This window comes from Vibrio atlanticus (assembly GCF_024347315.1).
GTDB lineage: Bacteria > Pseudomonadota > Gammaproteobacteria > Enterobacterales > Vibrionaceae > Vibrio > Vibrio atlanticus.
On the sequence record NZ_AP025461.1, the window covers coordinates 639,410 to 656,861 of the forward strand.

A 17,452-nucleotide genomic window follows, 5' to 3' on the forward strand; every position below is an offset into this window, starting at 1 on the left:
ATATCCTTTAGAAAGCCACACTTTGTGGCTTTTTATTTTAAACTTCCTGCCTCGACGTTCTTTTTGACTGATAAGTTAAAAATGACGATAAACACTGCGTTTTGTTTAATCCTTGACCGCGCGATCGTTTGCGTTGAAAAATGTGATGAAAGTCTCACTTAACTGTTTATACTTCTTTTCCGGTTTTAAGCCGGTGCTTAGCCAATACAAGCCGTCACATGGATATGTGAATGACCCCACGGACCGGACCAGCTACGTTCCACTGCTTGTATAAGGTGATTTTTACATGAACAACTCGTTGTTACATTCGCTAACCCTGTTAGCTCCTTCATCGCGTAGCGTTTTGCTTGCGGTTCTTTGTCCTATTCCTTTGATGTCATTCGTTTGGCTCATGTTCACTCTTTAAGGATTACTAGGACACATTATGAATATTCTATTTGGTTTTGTCGGTGTTCTTGCACTGATTGCTTGTGCGTACCTGCTATCTGAAAGTCGTTCTTCGATTAACTGGAAAACAGTCTCTCGTGCACTATTACTTCAAATCGGCTTCGCTGCTTTGGTGTTGTATTTCCCTTGGGGACAATTGGCGCTAACGAGCCTAAGTAATGGCGTTTCTAGCCTGCTTGGTTTTGCAGACGCTGGTATCGCATTCCTTTTCGGCGACCTTGCAACTGAAGGTTTCATTTTCGCGATACGCGTACTTCCAATCATTATCTTCTTCAGTGCTCTGATTTCTGCACTTTACTACCTCGGCATCATGCAAAAAGTGATTCAAATCTTGGGTGGAGCGGTGCAAAAACTGCTGGGCACCAGTAAAGCTGAATCCTTGGTAGCGACAGGCAATATCTTCCTTTCTCAGGGTGAGTCTCCTCTTCTTATTCGTCCGTTTTTAAAGTCTATGACTCGTTCGGAATTGTTTGCTGTAATGGCAGGTGGTATGGCGTCGGTAGCGGGTAGTGTGCTTGGTGGTTATGCTGGTTTAGGTGTTGAACTTAAATACCTTATCGCCGCAAGCTTCATGGCAGCTCCGGGTAGTCTGTTAATGGCGAAGATCATCGTTCCAGAGCGCAGTACACCAAGTGACTATGACCATATCGAACTCGATAAAGCTGACCAAAGCAACGTGATCGATGCACTGGCAAGCGGCGCGATGAACGGTATGAAAGTCGCAGTAGCTGTCGGTACTATGTTGATTGCATTCGTGAGTGTGATTGCGATGGTGAACACTGGCCTAGAAAGCTTAGGTGAGACGTTCGGTTTTGCCGGTATTACGCTGCAAGCTATCTTTGGTTACCTGTTCTCACCACTAGCATGGCTGATCGGTATCCCGAGTGATGAAGTATTGATGGCGGGTTCTTACATTGGTCAGAAGATCGTAATGAACGAGTTTGTTGCTTTCATCGATTTCGTTGAGAACAAAGCGCTGTTATCTGAACATAGCCAAGTCATCGTCACTTTTGCTCTATGTGGTTTTGCTAACATTGGTTCTATTGCTATTCAGCTGGGTTCAATCGGTGTTATGGCACCAGAGCGTCGTGCTGAAGTGGCAAACTTAGGCTTGAAAGCAGTCGCTGCTGGTACGCTTGCAAACCTAATGAGTGCGTGTTTAGCGGGTATCTTCATCCTGCTTTAAGCGAGATTCAGTTCAAGCGCCTAAATTTAGTTAAAGCGCCTAAATTCAGTTGAAGCGGGCACCTTTCTTGCAGATTTAACGTGAGAAGGGTGTCCGCTTTTTTGTGCCTGCTCGTTAAGTTGATTCAGATTTTGAACCACCACTTTTATTGCTATGCGGTGTATAAGGCTCACTCGGAAGAGTAATAGAGCAAGCCTGTTTTATCCGATATACTTGAATATCATTAGGTTGCGATTAATAGCATTCGGCTTCAATTAAGAAAATCCGGTTTCTATTAAGAACACTCGGTTCCGAATAAGAATATTCCGTTCCGACTAAGAATACGGCAACCAAGCTCAAATTTATCAAGGGTTTCTCTATGAACATGCGCGTTCTCATCGGTCTTATTGCTACCTTCATTGGCTTGTTTGCGATGGTTTATCTTATTGCTGGTGGTACTCAGTTTCCTATCTATCAGTGGCCGCAAGAAGCGTATCTCGGTTTGGTGTTTAGCGTAGTATGGGGCACTGGCGTCGCAGCATCGGTGGCTTATGTCTTTTCAGCTTTGGTGTTTGTGACTGTCGCCGTGGTTTGTTATGCGATCGGTTATAAAATCGGTGGGCTCTTTTCTTCAAATTCTGACGTCTAAGTTTATTGAGGCGTACTTATGTTCATTGAAGTGAGATTTGTTTGAATGCACTGGCTCGATCGTTGGAAAGTGTATCGCTATCATCGCAAACAGGCTAACCGCTCGAATGGCGATAAGGCTAAAGCTTTAGGGTGGACCAGCGAAGAGAGCCAATTATGTCGCTTTGAAGTGATTGCTCGTTCGGCTGACTTCGAAAAGAAGAGTATTTTAGATTTAGGTTGTGGCTATGGCGAGCTGTTTGAGCTGCTCGATAGCATCTATCGCATTCAATCTTACACCGGCGTTGACCAACACGCAGGCTTTTTAAAGAAGGCGAAGCAGAGCTATACAGAAGATCGTTGTCGGTTTTTGTCGGGTGATATGAGCCAAATGAGCCTTGAGGTACACGATGTAGTTATCGCCAGTGGCTCATTGAATTACATCTCTCGCGACTCGGATTATCTGACTAACATGATTACTCGTATGTTTGGACTAGCGAATCAGACGGTGATTTTTAATCTGCTCAATTCAAGCCAATATCCTTCACGCAATACCTTGATGAGTTATCACCCTCAAGGTGTCTATCGTTTCTGTAAAACACTCTGTGACGATGTCTCCTTGATAGAAGGATACGCAGAAGGGGATTTCACGATAGTGATGAACAAAATCTGCCCCTGAACTTAAACATAAGACTAAGCTTGAGTGAAGTGATTGTTTGATAAGAGTTAAAAAGCCGCAGACCTTGAGAGGTTTGCGGCTTTTTTTTGGATCCAAAATCAACTTAAGTATTACGGCTAGTGTTTCAGCGGTTGATTTTCAACTAGTCCGTAAGGGATGTTAGTAAAGACTTTTGGGTTACCTTCATAAGTCGGTGCTTCGTTCACTTGCTGCCAATCGAGTAGCATGATAGCGAGTACGTTGCGGTGCTCTCCATACTTGAGATCAAAATCACCGGTGACCGAAGGGATCATGCCTTTTGTCTTATCGATAGATGCCTGGATTGCAAGCCTAGTTTTCTCTACAACCGGGTCATTCTCTAGACCGGCTAGTAAGAAAGTCAACCCAACCTCAGCAATCACATCCTCTTTAGCTCGTAGCAGGATTGTATCGATGTTTTCTCTGAAGTAATCGTAGACCCATTGGTGTTCTTGCTCGCTTACTTGGTGCTGGTAATACTCAGAATCTCCAAAGATCACATGTGTCATACCATAGATCTTATTGCCGTATTGCTGGCTTGAAAGCTTCTTGTCGTTATCGTCTGGGTAGGCTTTTTTGAAGGTATCGACAAATTCATCAACGACATCTTGTTCACCCAATTGGCGTAGCCAGTAAACTTGATTAGCGAGTTGGGCTGCCCACGCTTTCACCATATCTTCATTGGTCACGTATCGTGAAAAGTCATAACGACGAATAATCTCGCGCAGTTTGACATCGTTCTTGTGTTCTAAACCGTACTCATTGGCGCGCGCCATAGAGCCGAGAAGGTCAACACCAAGATATAGATATTCTGGCATGTGCTTGGTGATGTTGTAGCGTCGAACACTACGTTCATCGCTGTCGCCAACATAGGAAGCAACACGCTTTTCTGAGTACAGTACGATTTGTTCCATGGTGTGAACATCATTCGACAGGCGGCTGAGCTTACTTGCTACACGTGCCATGTCACTCCATACCGCGGCAGAATATTTGTCGTCTAATGTTTGTCGATACATACGCAAACCATAGTGACCCTCTTTGAATGCAGGCAGAGTGTAAAGTTGGCTTTCGTAGGTTGTGCGAATCAGATCGGCGGATTGTTTAAAAGATAGCTCTTGAGAGTCGAGAACACCAGCTTGTAATTGAATACTTGGTACGCTTGTTGCTTGTATGTTAACAGGCTCTTGTATATTAACAGTCTGTTGTGTGTCAAAAGCCGTTAGCGTATCTGAAGTAGCTTGTGCGTGAACCGCAACCGCAACTGAGATTGATAACAATGTGCACAGAGTTAGCGTTTTTAGCTTCATGTTCGTAAGGTACCAAGCTGATTAATTGTGAATATAAAATAACACTCATGAATCTTTCAATGTAAGGTTTTGGTCAATACATTGTAATCTTTAATAAGATTGATTCGATATTTGGTTCAGTAATCAATGTGTCTAATGGACTTTAAGTGATGAATGACTCAATAATGAAATGAGCACTAGGCTAAGTGTATGTATTTAAATAGCTTAACGGCATACTTAAAGAGTTAGTCTGATATGAGCAAATTTAAGAACAAAAAGGTTTAGGGGGTCTGAATGCCAAGTGGTTCTAGCAAGCAATGGCCTGCCAAATTATTATCTTTACTGTTTTTTTTAGTGGTAATGAGTGCTATCGAGTTTTTTCACTCTAAAGAGTTATCCTACCTGAAAGATGAATCCTACTCTGAGGCAAAAAAGCAGTTATCGATCATTCGTTCTCGAATAGAAGCCGCGATCGTGTCAGATATGTATATCCTCAATAATTTGTCTACTCTTGTGACGATAAATCCTGACGGCGATATGAAGAGTTGGAACAAGATCGCTGAGAATATCATTCGAGATGGATTCCATATTCGTCTGATTGGTCTGGCTGAAGATGACATCCTAAATTTCGTATACCCAATGGAAGGCAATGAGCAGATTCTTGGTATAGATTATCGAGATCATCCAACCCAATGGGAGTCGGTTGAAATTGCCAGAAATATTGGCAACACCGTTATTGCTGGTCCTTTTGAGCTGTTTCAAGGTGGTCAAGCTATCATTACGCGAACTCCGATCTTTCGAGACCCGCCTTTTAACCAAGACTATTGGGGTGTATCCAGTGCCGTTATTAGTTTAGATGAGCTGTTTGAAGATGTCGGAATTGGGATACTCGAAAACAAGTATAAACTCGCGATTCGTGGTGCAAACAGTTCGGGTAAAGATGGCGCGGTCTTTTATGGCTCTCAGGACGTATTTGATAATGCTTTTGTGACTGAACAGGTGAGCTTTCCATACGGTGGTTGGTACCTTGCTCTCTCTGGTAATGAGCATGTGTTGATGGATGTGCAGTGGTATCGAATTCAAGCAGTAAGGTTGGTGGGTTACACCATAATGTTAATGCTGGCGTTTGCCTTCTTTACTATTTATCGCCTGTACCGAATTGCAGATAGTCGCTCTATGCATGATGAACTCACCATGTTACCTAATCGTCGATACTTTATGTACAGCCTAAAGCAGGCGTTCAAAGTCACCCAAAAGCAGAGAGCAAGAACCTTTGCTGTGGTAAATATCGATCTTGATGGCTTTAAAGCGATCAATGATACTTTTGGGCATGCGGCTGGCGATCAGGTACTTATTGAGTGTGCTAATCGCATTAAGAGCGAGTTACGTGGTTCAGGTATCGTTGCGAGAATCGGTGGTGATGAGTTCTTAGTTTTGTTACCACGTATTATTGATGATCAACATGTATCGTCGATTGTAGCTAAACTTCGAAGAGCGATATGTAGCACACCTGTTGTTTATGATACGCACTCGATTTATCTTCGAATTAGCGTTGGTTGGGTAATTCATAACAATAACTACAGTGATGTCGATGCACTACTCAAAGCAGCCGATGAAAAAATGTACGAACAGAAACGACAAATTTTATAGGTTGGATTGGATCTGTTATTAGAATTTAGTTGCTGAATGTGGGGAAAAGCCTCAGAATACCGCGCTTTGCTTCTTATCAATTCTATTGATGAGCGAAAGCTGTAGCAACGACTTCTTTCTGCGCGTTGCTCATACTAAATGTTATTCAACTGAGAAAATAATCTATGAGTTTTACCTCCCTTGGCCTTTCTGAACCGATCCTTAAAGCTATTGAAGCACAAGGTTACGATAAGCCATCACCAATCCAAGAGAAAGCCGTACCAGCTGTCCTAACGGGCAAAGATGTAATGGCCGCTGCTCAAACAGGTACAGGTAAAACTGCTGGCTTCACGCTACCTATTCTTGAAATGTTATCAAAAGGCCCTCGCGTACGTCAGAACCAAGTTCGTGCACTAGTGCTAACACCTACCCGTGAACTTGCTGCGCAAGTGAATGGCAGCGTAGTTAAATACGGTATTAACTTACCGCTTACTTCTACGGTCGTGTTTGGTGGCGTGAAAATTAACCCTCAGATGCAAAAACTTCGTAAAGGTAGTGATGTGTTGGTGGCAACACCGGGTCGTCTACTTGACCTATACAACCAAAATGCAGTGCGTTTTGATCAGCTTGAGATTCTAGTATTAGATGAAGCTGATCGCATGTTAGACATGGGTTTCATTCGCGACATCCGTAAGATCTTGGCTTTCCTACCTAAGAAGCGTCAGAACTTACTGTTTTCTGCAACGTTCTCTGATGATATTCGTAGCTTGGCTAAAGGCTTAGTAAATAACCCAGTTGAAATCTCGGTAAGCCCTGCAAACTCAACAGCACCAACTGTTGAACAAAGTATTTATCCAGTAGACAAAAAGAAAAAAGCGCCAATGCTAGCTAAGCTGATCAAAGATAATGATTGGCGACAAGTGTTGGTGTTCAGCAAAACAAAACACGGTGCAAACAAGCTTGCTCGTTTCCTTGAAGAGCAAGACATCGCTTCTGCTCCTATCCATGGTAACAAGAGCCAAGGCGCGCGTACTAAAGCCTTAGAGAACTTTAAAACCGGTAAGGTACGAGTACTCGTAGCGACCGATATCGCTGCTCGTGGTATTGATATCCCACAACTTCCTCAAGTGGTTAACTTCGACCTTCCAAACGTATCAGAAGATTACGTTCACCGTATTGGTCGTACTGGCCGTGCAGGTGAAGTGGGTAAAGCAATTTCATTGGTTTGTGCAGATGAAGTGGGTGAGCTATTTGGTATTGAACGCCTTATTCAACAAGTACTGGAGCGTCGTGAACTGGAAGGTTTTGCACCCGTAAACAAGTTACCAGAATCTCGCTTGGATTCGCGTCCGATTAAGCCTAAGAAACCGAAAAAGACACGCGAACACTCGGATGGCCAACGTTCTGGTGATAATGCTCGCGGCCATAAGCCAGCAGGCAAGAACAAGCGTCATGTAGCAGGTAATGGATCTGCTCCAAAGCGTAAGCCTAACTCAGGCAACAAAGCTTCAGACAGCAACTCTGCAGGTGCTGGTGATGATAAGTCTTTAAGAAATAATGGCAGCAACTATAAGCGTGGCAATAAGCCTTCTACGAATAGTTCTGGCAAGCCAGGTGGTGCAGGTAAACCTAAAAAGTCTGGTTTCGGTGGAAGTAATGGTTCAAGCAAACCGTCTAACAAGTCAGCAGGTAACAAGCCTACAGGTAACAAACCTTCACCATCTAGAAGCCGTTCTAAGCCTGCATCTCAGAAATAGTAGACAGAACGTTTATCAGGTAGCTTTACAAAGATTATGTAACGAGATCGCTTCGTAGGAGGGTTCTCGTTCATTGATGACTTCCTGCTATCGAACTCGAACAAGCGCGAATATTGAATTTCAATGTTCGCGTTTTTTTATGGGTGTAATTAGGGCGTGTTGACCTTTCGCGGTTAAATTTTGTTCGAGCTAAAAGTGTTTTAATCGCGGCGAGGGGGAAGTCGCCTAGTCATTCTAAGCAAATCTCCCTCAACAAAGAGTAAAACGCTTTTAGCTGAACCCTTTGGGCAGCGTTTGCTGGTCATTTCTACTACGTTATCGGCTTCTCATGTAGGCTAGCTACACATCGAAACCTCTGCCTTGTATAAATACCCAGCAACTCGCTGCAAAAATCAGCTCGAAAGATCAACACGCCCTAAGCAAACAAGAAGAGGTTTCTTCAGAGTTGAAGCTATCGAATTTATTGAAAAGTAGGTATTTATAGGAAGAGAAATTAATCTTTAATGATCTATTAATAACAACATAATCACTAGCGATTTGTTGGGTTTTGCAATTTGCAATTTCAGTTTGCAAAACAAACAAGCATTTATGGCGAATACGTGTTCAGATGCGTAGTGAATACGTATATTTAAAGTTGGCACGTATAGTGCATTATTAATAGTGACCCTTCTTAAGCCGAGGGTCACCTAGCCAACTGACGTTGTTAGTGAACCCATATTGTTCACACAAAATATATGACCAATCACCCTTTTGTGATTGGTTTTTTTTTGCCTGAATTTTGAGTTCTACTTGTTGGTCTTACTTTTTATTAATTGTTATTACTACACTTATTAATAAGTGCAGTTAGCTCAAGCAAAACAAGCAGAGCACGACAATTTACTAATCATGCTCATACCATTCTTGCGCTAACACTCACCACACTTTGAGTAACAGCTTGGTTGGCGCGGGCATTCTCCACCTCGGGAGCAGATAAGCCTAGCCTCTGTCTCAATCCCACGTTCAATCCAATTTATATTTAGAATCTTGGCTATTGTCGTGAGATCTTTCTTGATGTTACGCGGGATTACCACCGAGCCACCATTGTTAACGCATGATGCTTTAAGTTGCTCTGCAATGTCTCTTGAATTACCGCCTTGTGCATCAATTGCAGGGTTAAGGTCTATGCCTGCACACAATACGCGATTGTTACCTGCAGGATCCGTCATATTGATTGATTCACAGCAGTAGATTCTTGGTTCATCACCCACATTTAAAATAGATATTTGAGCCGAACTCCCTGCGCGAGGTTCTGACAATCGACGGAACACAGCCCAATGTTGACATGGGTCGGCAACAGTTCTCATATTTCCCCAAGGCAGTGGAATCCCGTTCCCGCGGTACACCGCCTTGAGTTTCCCTGGCCCATAAGCATCAAAGTAGTGCCAGTGAGGGTAGGGCGATACTACCGTCATTCGACGCATAGCAACAGAGGGGGAAACCCCCGCTCTTTTGTGAACGTCGATTTCGTAACCAGTGCGGTCAAGCAACTGTCTAAATGGAACTTTCGGGCAAAGAAGTGCGCCAGCAAAGAAGCTAGATTCAAAGTCTCGCCATGCTTGAAGAATATCTTGAGAATTAAGTTGCGAAGAGCCTGAAACCTGGTTGTCGTCCCATGTGTTGTTGTTGCCGACCGACAACACACTCTTTAAGCCTTCTTTGCTATGCAGAATACAATGGCCAATATAGACCGATAAATCGTATTTCAGACGAGTGGGGTACTCTTTCAGGATTTCATTTAAGAAGATTGTGCTAGGAGGTTCAAAGAACGAAGTGACTAGCTGTTTGGCATTAATTCCGAGTTCATCAACAACGTCTTTCGGTGTGCGTGTTACCCAACGGATGTTAATTCCTAGGCTTCTAGCGATGTCTATAAGGTCTTCTACGCTGAGGTTAAGACGTTTCAAGCCAACTTCTTCAGCTGCGCGCTCAAGGTCAGGGAAGTGGTTCTGATTGCTTTCTTGGTGTGCTCGAATTAAGAGGTGTGCAAACTGGCGGCCTGAGATCCCCGTTTGCGATAGCATCTCCGGAATTGCAATTTGCAGGATGTCGTTGGAGAAAAGAAAGCTAGGCTCGAGTGCCATGCCACTTATCCCACCACGATTCCCTTTATCTGGAGCAATGGCTTGTTGTTCAGATTCGTCGTCAAGGAACCAGGTTGGGTTCTTCTGAAAGACCTGCGCGATTACTTCTAGCATATCGATGCTTGGGACGCGCTTTCCACGTTCAATCATTGAAAGGTAAGAAACGGAAGGTGCGTATTCTGGGTTGATTCTAATACAACGCGCAGACAGATCTTCCATCGTTAAATGGTTACGTTTTCTTAGGTTACGTATTTTCGTACCTAGGAAATGAGACTGACGAACTAAACTTTTTGACAAGGCCATATTTGTAAAATTCACATTGTAAAATTTTTGTTGTGAAATTGTAGGCAAAAAAGCGCTAGTCTACAAACTAAGCAATTCACAAAATGACAAATAAGTTAAACGTTAGTTTGGAATAATTGCTCTAGGACACATTTTTGCTATAAAAATCGGTGAATGTTCACCGGGTTAGTCAAGAGGGAAAGACTATGAATATGCTTACATTCGATAAAACAGAAATCCAAAAACAAACAAAACCATTTATCGCTGAAGCTGTCTTTGCCGTGGAGACTATCAGTGCCAAACAGCAAACTGAGAAGCAACTCAAAGCAAAGCAACTGCTAGACAGATTGTTCCCATTAGAGAACGGCTCACATCAAGATGTAACGAGCTACGTAGTTGATTACCGCCATATCATGGCTTATTTCAAAGATGGCCAACACAGTGGTCTAAAGCATCCTAAGCAGTTTGTAGCTTACATGGGTGAGAAGTGTGACCCAGACTCAATCTTGTTCCGAGATAGCAGTGGAAGCCATTTAGAAGTGATGTTTGGTTGTCATAAAGGGACGGGGTGTATTGAATTGGTCGATATCGATGATATTCAGTTAGAGTCGTGCACCACGTTTGGTCAGTCGCCAATGGAAACGGTACAAACGAATACTGAGCGTCAAGGCATCACTACAGCAATACGTCACTGGATCAGCCTAGTTCAAGGTGATGAGAAGGGTAAACCAAAAGCATGCAGCGAAGACAAAGAGTTCCGAGCTAAGAGCGGTGAGGATTACTGTCTTAACTATTGCTACGCCCTTTAATGTCACAGCTACATCTTTGGCATTTATGAAAGATGTAGAACCAGTGTAGTGTTAAACACTCTGAATGTATTTAGCATTAAACACTGACGACTATGCATAAACGACAAAGCCCCAACGATTAACCTACTGGTTATTGATTGGGGCTTTTTGCTTTCGATGTTAATTACGAGTCTATTTTTGTGCCTAGAGCCTAGAAATCAGGGTTTAGTAAGTACGCCGTTTAACTGTAAATTTGTTTAGATGATTGCAGATTACAGCGGCATCACTCTATTTCGACCAAGTGACTTCGCTTCGTAAAGTAGCTTATCAGCGCGTTCGATCAGTGATTGTGCCGATTCACCGGGTTCAAGTTCAGCAACACCAAACGATGCGGTGATACTACCTACCTGTTGCCCGCTACGACGATCTTTAATCGATAGCTTTTCTAGAGAGCGGCGGTTGGTGTCTGCAAGCTGACGTGCAATGCGTAATGATTTGTTTGGCACGATTATCGCGAACTCTTCACCACCAAACCGGTAAGCAGCAATACCTTCACGGCACATTTGTTTCAATTTGCGCGCAATGCCTTTAAGAACCATGTCACCAAATAGGTGGCCATAAGTGTCGTTGAAGTTTTTAAAATGATCGATATCGAGAAGAATTAAACACAGAGGTTGTTTCGCTTCACACAAGGTTTCTATATCACGGTCGAAAGAGCGACGGTTATAGAGTGTCGTTGTGCTGTCAAAGAGTGCATCTTTCTGCACTTCGACTAGCTGAGACTTTAGCTTAGTGATTTCTGATGTCGCAGAATTCAACTGAGAATTTAAAAATTGAGTAGAGTGACGAATATGACGAGATTCAGAAACTAACTGACGAACTAAAGACATGACTTCATCGATCGATAAACTTTCATTGTCAACGCGGGCTAAATCTTCGAAGCTTTTATCAATCATCTCAGAAAAAGCAGAGGTATCGGTCAGTGTGTCATTCATCGAATTCGAAACTTCCGAGACCAACAATTCTAAATTGGCGCGGAGGTCATTGATATTCGTTTCAGACTTGCTAGCAACATAATTATTGTAAAGCTGCTCACCAACGGCTGGAGGACAAATGCCATAGTATTCCAAGATACCATCCATGTCTTTTGTCAGCTGTGGGATAGCATTGTCAACATAGGTGTACCAAAGTGCGTAATTTGCAGGTGTAGTAGACACCCGGTTCTTCATCATAAGAGGCACCGCTTTTTTTAGATTTGCGGTGGATTTTTGAAATTCGTCTTTTTTCATGATTTTTACTGCAGATACCAAACTAACTAAGCCACTGCGACCAAGATTAGCGGATTTTACCGATCTTTGCTTTAAAAATTATATAATTAATGGATGAGGATTGGGCAAACAACTCATTTTCATTATGGAAATCGATTGCATATTTATATCGAACAATAAGTAGAGTGTTATTTAACCAAAGAGGAGAGGTCCGGTTTGGGGGGGGCGGCTGTTGGTGAGGGGGGGCTGTAATACCAATCGCGGTCAATAATGGGTTAGCCAAGCTTGTTCAAACACTCTGCCGAAAATGGGTAACACGGGTGAGTGTGGAAGCGATAGTAACTCAGTGGAAGTTTTATTTCAGGCATAAAAAAGCGCCGATAAAAATCAGCGCTTTAAAATTCTTTTTAGCTAAAAGCTAATTATTGAGCAACAACGTTTGCTGCTTGTAGGCCTTTTTGACCGTTTTCAACTTCGAAAGAAACCTTTTGGCCTTCTTTCAGAGTTTTGAAACCTTCAGAAGCGATAGCACGGAAGTGTACGAATACGTCAGCGCCGCCGTTGTCTTGAGAAATGAAACCGAAACCTTTCTCTTCGTTAAACCATTTTACAGTGCCAGTATTTGTGTTAGACATAATTTGTCCCTTATTCATAAATTTTCTAAATTGTTGATTGCATTACTGCAATGCGCTGATAATTGAATTATTTAATATTGCTAAGAAATAAGGAAAAACTACTTACAAAAACGGGTAACGATTTTACATGTCATTTTTTACTATTCATCTAACTTAAATAACTCCGGCTAACAGAGCGAGTGCATGTTAACACAGTCTTTCGGGTTGTACACTCATTGATTGATAAATCAGCGAGTTTTTTTGTCATGTTGCGCTCGTTAACAAAAACTACCTACAACAGCTGATAGGTTTATAAAGTTACACGCCATGACAAAGTAAAAAGGAAGCCTAAGCCTCCTTTTCTTCGTTAGTATAGACGATATTATCGTTTGAAGTTGATATCTTCAGTCTTATCTAAATTAATTTTAGTCTTAGCTGGTTGAGTCTCTGCGATTATTTTTCCGTGGCGAATAGAGTACTGCACTGGAACTTGGCGACGTACTGCATCAAAACCGTTATCTGCAGGAAGAATTAGTAAGCTTCCTGGCTTACCTTCTTCAATGCCGTAGTTGTCTTGGATATGCAGTGTGCGTGCTGAGTTCTTGCTGATCAAATCAAGTGAGGTGTTGATTTGGTCGTAGCCCATCACTTGCGTTACGTGCAGTCCCATGTGCAGAACTTGAAGCATATTCGCTGTACCCAGTGGGTACCATGGGTCAAACACATCATCGTGGCCGAAACACACATTGATATTTGCTGCGAGCATCTCTTTAACACGCGTTACGCCACGACGTTTCGGGTAGTCGTCGAAGCGACCCTGTAAGTGAATATTCATTAACGGGTTAGCCACGAAGTTGATACCAGACATCTTCAATAGACGGAACAAGCGAGATGCGTAAGCACCGTTATAAGACCCCATCGCTGTGGTATGGCTTGCCGTTACCTTCTCACCCATTTCGAATTTGTGCGCAAGGGCTGCCAGCGTTTCAACGAAGCGAGATTGTTCATCGTCAATCTCATCACAGTGAACGTCGATCAGGCAGTCGTACTTGCGTGCAAGCTCGAACACGTAATGCAGAGATTCAACGCCGTATTCACGAGTGAATTCAAAGTGAGGGATAGCACCGATAACGTCAGCACCGATCTTCACAGCTTCTTCAAGCAACTCTTTGCCGTTGGGGTATGAAAGAATGCCTTCTTGAGGAAATGCAACGATTTGGATGTCGACCCACTCTTTCATCTCTTCGCGGACTTCAACCATCGCTCTTAACGCCACTAACGTTGGGTCTGACACATCAACGTGTGTACGCACGTGTTGAACCCCGTTCGCTATCTGCCATTTCAGTGTTTGCTTGGCACGAGACTTTACGTCTTCGATTGATAACAATTCTTTACGCTCAGCCCAACGCTCAATACCTTCAAACAAAGTACCAGAGATGTTCCAGTTAGGTTCTCCAGCCGTTTGCGTAGTATCTAGGTGGATGTGCGGTTCACAGAAAGGAGAAACTGCAATACCACCTTCAGCATCAAGGATGTCACCTTGATGAGTGATTTGAGCGTCATTATCGAGAATGCGAGAAAATTGACCATTTTCAATCAGAATCTGTTTCAAGCCCTCTTGGTCTTGAAGTTTCGCGTTCTTGATTAATAAGGTTGTCATAGTGTGTCCTTAAGCGGCCTGAGATTTCAGAGCTTTTTTGTTCAATAGAGGATTTAGCACGAGGTAACTGATTGCACCACCAAACACGGCATTCAAAGGAACGATGCCAGGTAGGAAGTGACCAGCGGCTACGCCTGTTGCTACCGCGATAATGCCAGCCCAGTTAACGGTTTGGAACTCTGCATTTGCAAAATCTTTGTAACGTTTACGGTTCGCGAAGAAGTCGGCGATGATTACGCCACCAATGGGTGGAATCGCTAGCGAAAGGAAGGTTAACCAACCAACGAAGTTGTTGTATAACCAAAGCGCGAAAATCGTACCGATAATGCCGTTAATGATAGACATTGTAGTACTTGAGCGACCTGTGATGTTAGATAAACCCAGACCTGACGCATAAAGTGCATTTTCATTGGTTGTCCAGATATTCAAGCCAAGCACGATGATGGCTGGAAGCAGTAGACCTTGCGCGATCATCACATCTGAAATATCAGCCTGACCGGTTGCTGCTGCGCCTGCTGCGCCGAAGATAAACATCAGCGAGTTACCGATGAGAACGGCGAGGAAGAAATCGTTGAAAGAAAGACCTGTCCCGAGTGAACCACCTGTCCACATACTTGCAGAGAAGAAAGTGAGTCCAAGCATTACCATGGTGAGTGAAGCAACTCCTTTCCTAGCCGATGTAGGAACCGGCCCTAGACTGTAGTTATTATCCGCAGCCATTTTTTACCTCCGCAATTGTTCAAAATTAAAATTAACGGTTGCCGTATTGTAGGCAAACGTGCGCATTATCGTGATATAAATAACATAGTCAATGCTAGTTTTGTCAATAAGCCATCTATTAAGGCGGTTATGTTAAAAATAGGCATTTAAAACATAAGGTTACTTTTCACATTTATTCTTAAAAAATAATTAGAAAACGTTTTCTATGGCGTAGGTGGTGAGCCAGAGTTGAACTTCACTATGAATGCTGGCGATTATGGCTATGAATGGGTGTCTGTATATTGGATGGGCGATGTTTCTTAAATTGCAGGCAAAAAAATGGCCAATCGCAATACTCGCAATTGGCCTATATATATCGTGAACAAGAAAGGTTCACTAACAACGTCAGTTGGCTAGGTGACCCTCGGCTTAAGAAGGGTCAATATGTACATTGCAGTTAGTGTGCCAACTTTTAAAGCAACGTAAAATGGGTGTTTTATAGCAATTTGGTGCGTATTTAAACGGTTTGCTTGCATTTTGAAAGTTGATAGTTGCATTTTGCAATTGCATTTTGCATTTTGCAATGATTGTCATTAAGGAATAAACGATAAAAGTGAATACTGCTTAGTTTTTTGATTTTTGCTGCTCTGTCTACAACTAACGGTAAAATAGATAAAAAGCCCGTGCGATCTTAGATCTCCCGGGCTTTGTATCGTTTTATCTAAAACAAGTATTAGATCGAGTAGAAGAAATATAACTGGGACTTCATTCTAATGATGATCCCCCGTATTACGTCTAGGAACGCCATAAAGCTGATCGGCTTCTCACCGCTTACCCAAGCTAACCCTACAGAGCCGACTGGAATATCGTAACCTTCCGCCTCGTCAATTTTTAAGCGGACAAAGTGGTGCTTGTTCTGAAGGTTTCGACCTGTGGTGACACGAACTTGTTCATCAATACCTAATAGGCTAGCTTGTGCTTCACCCGTCGCTTCAACAATGCCTTCTACGGTTGCGGAGAATATCTTGCCTGGGTATACCGCCGTTGCAAACTCAGCAGGTTGGCCCACTTTTACGTTACGAATAGCTTGGTGATTCACTCGCATTAACACGTATTTTTCTTCAGTGTACATTTGGATACGAGGCATCATTGATACTCGCTGTCCTTCACGAAGAATGAAATTAGTTACAAAGCCGTCAGTCGGCGCCGTTACTTTGGTACTGTTCAAATCCCATTGAGCTTGAGCCAATGTTGCTTTTGCCGAATCTACCTCAGTTTGTTTCTTACTGACGTTGGTTTCTGCTTTGTGGATGTTTAACTTCGCGTTCTCGGCGTCGACTTCTTTCTTACTCAGTTGAGATTCCAAAGTGGTGACGTTATACGTTGCCAAGTCTACCTTTGCCGTTTGTTGGTCGATGTCAGTCTCAGTAATCGTATGTTCTACAACATTGTTTTGTCGCTGGTAACGAGAGAGAGTCTTCGATTGAAGGACTAAGTCTGTTTTTGCTGATTCAATTTGTGCGACAGAGGCTTTGATATCTTCAAGCGCTGACTGATAGCTTACTTTAGCGATGCTCACTTCTTGGTGAGCGGTATCCAAAGCAACGTTCGCCGATTCAAGTTGCACGCTAGCCTTATCTCTTGCAATAACATATTTGGTGTCATCAATTTCGTAAATGAGCTGACCTTCAATCACGTCTTGGTTCGGTCTAATGTGAACCTTGGTTGTTTTGCCTGACACATTGGTTGAATCTGGACGTAGCTGAATGTGTGGTGATTGAACGACTGAACCTCCCGATAGATCCATCGGAGTAAAATTGAGTAGGCCAACCCATACAAACAGCAACCAAGATGTACCACCTAGGTATGCAAACGCCTTGGTGCCTTTGTTCCAAGGCATACCAACAAGTCTGAGTAAGTAAATGAACAGTGCCCAAATTGCCAAGCCTTCTAACATGTTTGGCTCTCCTCATCTTGCTTGTCGGAAGTTGTTTGCTCCTTGGTTGTGGTCGGTGACTTCCATGTGTCTCTTAGATTGATGATGGCTTTTTCCATATCAACGAAGGCCAAAATTACTGCTAGTACCCATACCCAGTGCCATACAAAACCAATCCATGTTAATGCGGTGATCAAACCGAGTTGTTGATGCTCTTTACTGTGAGCCTTGTTGATTGGTAATTCATGCACACGCCAAAAGCCGCAACATGCAGCTGCGATTGTTGCGACCAACACAACGCCAGCTACGACGTGTAATGCGGTGTCTGCGCCTGTTCCAACAAATGGGACACTTAGTAAACTCATTGATCAACCCTAAGTAAAATTTGAACGCCGAGTGTGATGGAAGTTGGATTTACAGGTTGTAAATTTACTAATTACTTCGATAATGGCAATTATATGATTTGATCTATGATCT

At 43.0% G+C, this 17,452-nt stretch carries 14 protein-coding genes; 6 read left to right on the forward strand and 8 right to left on the reverse strand.

Features of this window, described 5'->3' with window-relative positions:
* Positions 1-424: 424 nt before the first annotated feature.
* The 3 genes from OCV30_RS18560 (at position 425) to OCV30_RS18570 (ending at position 2,918) form a co-directional block, all read left to right on the forward strand.
* A complete protein-coding gene (locus OCV30_RS18560; protein WP_009845705.1) occupies positions 425-1,633 on the forward strand; it encodes a NupC/NupG family nucleoside CNT transporter in 1,209 nt (402 codons plus the stop codon).
* A gap of 358 nt (positions 1,634-1,991) precedes the next feature.
* Positions 1,992-2,261, forward strand: a complete 270-nt coding sequence (locus OCV30_RS18565) for a hypothetical protein (RefSeq protein WP_065678146.1) — start codon at positions 1,992-1,994, stop codon at positions 2,259-2,261.
* 45 nt (positions 2,262-2,306) lie between these two features.
* Positions 2,307-2,918 (forward strand): class I SAM-dependent methyltransferase, encoded by a 612-nt coding sequence (locus tag OCV30_RS18570; protein ID WP_065678147.1) that lies wholly within the window; start codon positions 2,307-2,309, stop codon positions 2,916-2,918.
* Positions 2,919-3,034: 116 nt separating this feature from the next.
* Here OCV30_RS18570 and OCV30_RS18575 read toward each other — a convergent pair whose 3' ends face one another.
* On the reverse strand, positions 3,035-4,243 hold the full coding sequence (locus OCV30_RS18575; RefSeq protein ID WP_065678148.1) for a DUF3541 domain-containing protein: 1,209 nt from the start codon (positions 4,241-4,243) through the stop codon (positions 3,035-3,037).
* Between the two features lie 273 nt (positions 4,244-4,516).
* Here OCV30_RS18575 and OCV30_RS18580 point away from each other — a divergent pair, with 273 nt between their 5' ends.
* Positions 4,517-5,872 (forward strand): diguanylate cyclase, encoded by a 1,356-nt coding sequence (locus OCV30_RS18580; protein ID WP_065678149.1) that lies wholly within the window; start codon positions 4,517-4,519, stop codon positions 5,870-5,872.
* Between the two features lie 164 nt (positions 5,873-6,036).
* A complete protein-coding gene (locus OCV30_RS18585) occupies positions 6,037-7,608 on the forward strand; it encodes a DEAD/DEAH box helicase (RefSeq protein WP_065678150.1) in 1,572 nt (523 codons plus the stop codon).
* 905 nt (positions 7,609-8,513) lie between these two features.
* On the opposite strand, the gene OCV30_RS18590 is transcribed toward OCV30_RS18585, so the two are convergent.
* A complete protein-coding gene (locus OCV30_RS18590; RefSeq protein ID WP_029222884.1) occupies positions 8,514-9,947 on the reverse strand; it encodes a DUF3612 domain-containing protein in 1,434 nt (477 codons plus the stop codon).
* A 269-nt stretch (positions 9,948-10,216) separates the two neighbouring features.
* On the opposite strand from OCV30_RS18590, the gene OCV30_RS18595 reads away from it, so the two are divergent.
* On the forward strand, positions 10,217-10,819 hold the full coding sequence (locus tag OCV30_RS18595) for an aldolase/citrate lyase/malate synthase family protein (RefSeq protein ID WP_065678151.1): 603 nt from the start codon (positions 10,217-10,219) through the stop codon (positions 10,817-10,819).
* Positions 10,820-11,070: 251 nt separating this feature from the next.
* Here OCV30_RS18595 and OCV30_RS18600 read toward each other — a convergent pair whose 3' ends face one another.
* The 6 genes from OCV30_RS18600 to OCV30_RS18625 form a co-directional block, all read right to left on the reverse strand.
* Positions 11,071-12,087 carry a GGDEF domain-containing protein gene (locus OCV30_RS18600; protein WP_029223820.1) on the reverse strand — a complete coding sequence of 339 codons (1,017 nt, stop codon included), beginning with the start codon at positions 12,085-12,087 and terminating at the stop codon, positions 11,071-11,073.
* Positions 12,088-12,488: 401 nt separating this feature from the next.
* Complete coding sequence (gene cspE, locus OCV30_RS18605) at positions 12,489-12,701, reverse strand: transcription antiterminator/RNA stability regulator CspE (protein WP_004730009.1); 213 nt, start codon at positions 12,699-12,701, stop codon at positions 12,489-12,491.
* A gap of 361 nt (positions 12,702-13,062) precedes the next feature.
* Positions 13,063-14,340, reverse strand: a complete 1,278-nt coding sequence (locus OCV30_RS18610; RefSeq protein WP_065678152.1) for a cytosine deaminase — start codon at positions 14,338-14,340, stop codon at positions 13,063-13,065.
* Positions 14,341-14,349: 9 nt separating this feature from the next.
* Positions 14,350-15,060 (reverse strand): cytosine permease, encoded by a 711-nt coding sequence (locus OCV30_RS18615; RefSeq protein ID WP_065678153.1) that lies wholly within the window; start codon positions 15,058-15,060, stop codon positions 14,350-14,352.
* A gap of 712 nt (positions 15,061-15,772) precedes the next feature.
* Positions 15,773-16,996, reverse strand: a complete 1,224-nt coding sequence (locus OCV30_RS18620) for an HlyD family secretion protein (protein WP_065678154.1) — start codon at positions 16,994-16,996, stop codon at positions 15,773-15,775.
* Positions 16,990-17,340: an MFS transporter gene (locus OCV30_RS18625; RefSeq protein WP_065678155.1), complete on the reverse strand. Its 351-nt coding sequence runs from the start codon at positions 17,338-17,340 to the stop codon at positions 16,990-16,992. The genes OCV30_RS18620 and OCV30_RS18625 overlap by 7 nt, the downstream gene beginning before the upstream one ends.
* Between the last annotated feature and the right edge of the window lie 112 nt (positions 17,341-17,452).

What these genes read in the sequence shown, in the direction of transcription:
- OCV30_RS18560 (WP_009845705.1), top strand. Translation starts at nt 425, where the DNA reads ATGAATATTCTATTTGGTTTTGTCGGTGTTCTTGCACTGATTGCTTGT.
- OCV30_RS18565 (WP_065678146.1), top strand. Translation starts at nt 1,992, where the DNA reads ATGAACATGCGCGTTCTCATCGGTCTTATTGCTACCTTCATTGGCTTG.
- OCV30_RS18570 (WP_065678147.1), top strand. Translation starts at nt 2,307, where the DNA reads ATGCACTGGCTCGATCGTTGGAAAGTGTATCGCTATCATCGCAAACAG.
- OCV30_RS18575 (WP_065678148.1), bottom strand. Translation starts at nt 4,243, where the DNA reads ATGAAGCTAAAAACGCTAACTCTGTGCACATTGTTATCAATCTCAGTT.
- OCV30_RS18580 (WP_065678149.1), top strand. Translation starts at nt 4,517, where the DNA reads ATGCCAAGTGGTTCTAGCAAGCAATGGCCTGCCAAATTATTATCTTTA.
- OCV30_RS18585 (WP_065678150.1), top strand. Translation starts at nt 6,037, where the DNA reads ATGAGTTTTACCTCCCTTGGCCTTTCTGAACCGATCCTTAAAGCTATT.
- OCV30_RS18590 (WP_029222884.1), bottom strand. Translation starts at nt 9,947, where the DNA reads ATGGAAGATCTGTCTGCGCGTTGTATTAGAATCAACCCAGAATACGCA.
- OCV30_RS18595 (WP_065678151.1), top strand. Translation starts at nt 10,217, where the DNA reads ATGAATATGCTTACATTCGATAAAACAGAAATCCAAAAACAAACAAAA.
- OCV30_RS18600 (WP_029223820.1), bottom strand. Translation starts at nt 12,087, where the DNA reads ATGAAAAAAGACGAATTTCAAAAATCCACCGCAAATCTAAAAAAAGCG.
- cspE (WP_004730009.1), bottom strand. Translation starts at nt 12,701, where the DNA reads ATGTCTAACACAAATACTGGCACTGTAAAATGGTTTAACGAAGAGAAA.
- OCV30_RS18610 (WP_065678152.1), bottom strand. Translation starts at nt 14,340, where the DNA reads ATGACAACCTTATTAATCAAGAACGCGAAACTTCAAGACCAAGAGGGC.
- OCV30_RS18615 (WP_065678153.1), bottom strand. Translation starts at nt 15,060, where the DNA reads ATGGCTGCGGATAATAACTACAGTCTAGGGCCGGTTCCTACATCGGCT.
- OCV30_RS18620 (WP_065678154.1), bottom strand. Translation starts at nt 16,996, where the DNA reads ATGTTAGAAGGCTTGGCAATTTGGGCACTGTTCATTTACTTACTCAGA.
- OCV30_RS18625 (WP_065678155.1), bottom strand. Translation starts at nt 17,340, where the DNA reads ATGAGTTTACTAAGTGTCCCATTTGTTGGAACAGGCGCAGACACCGCA.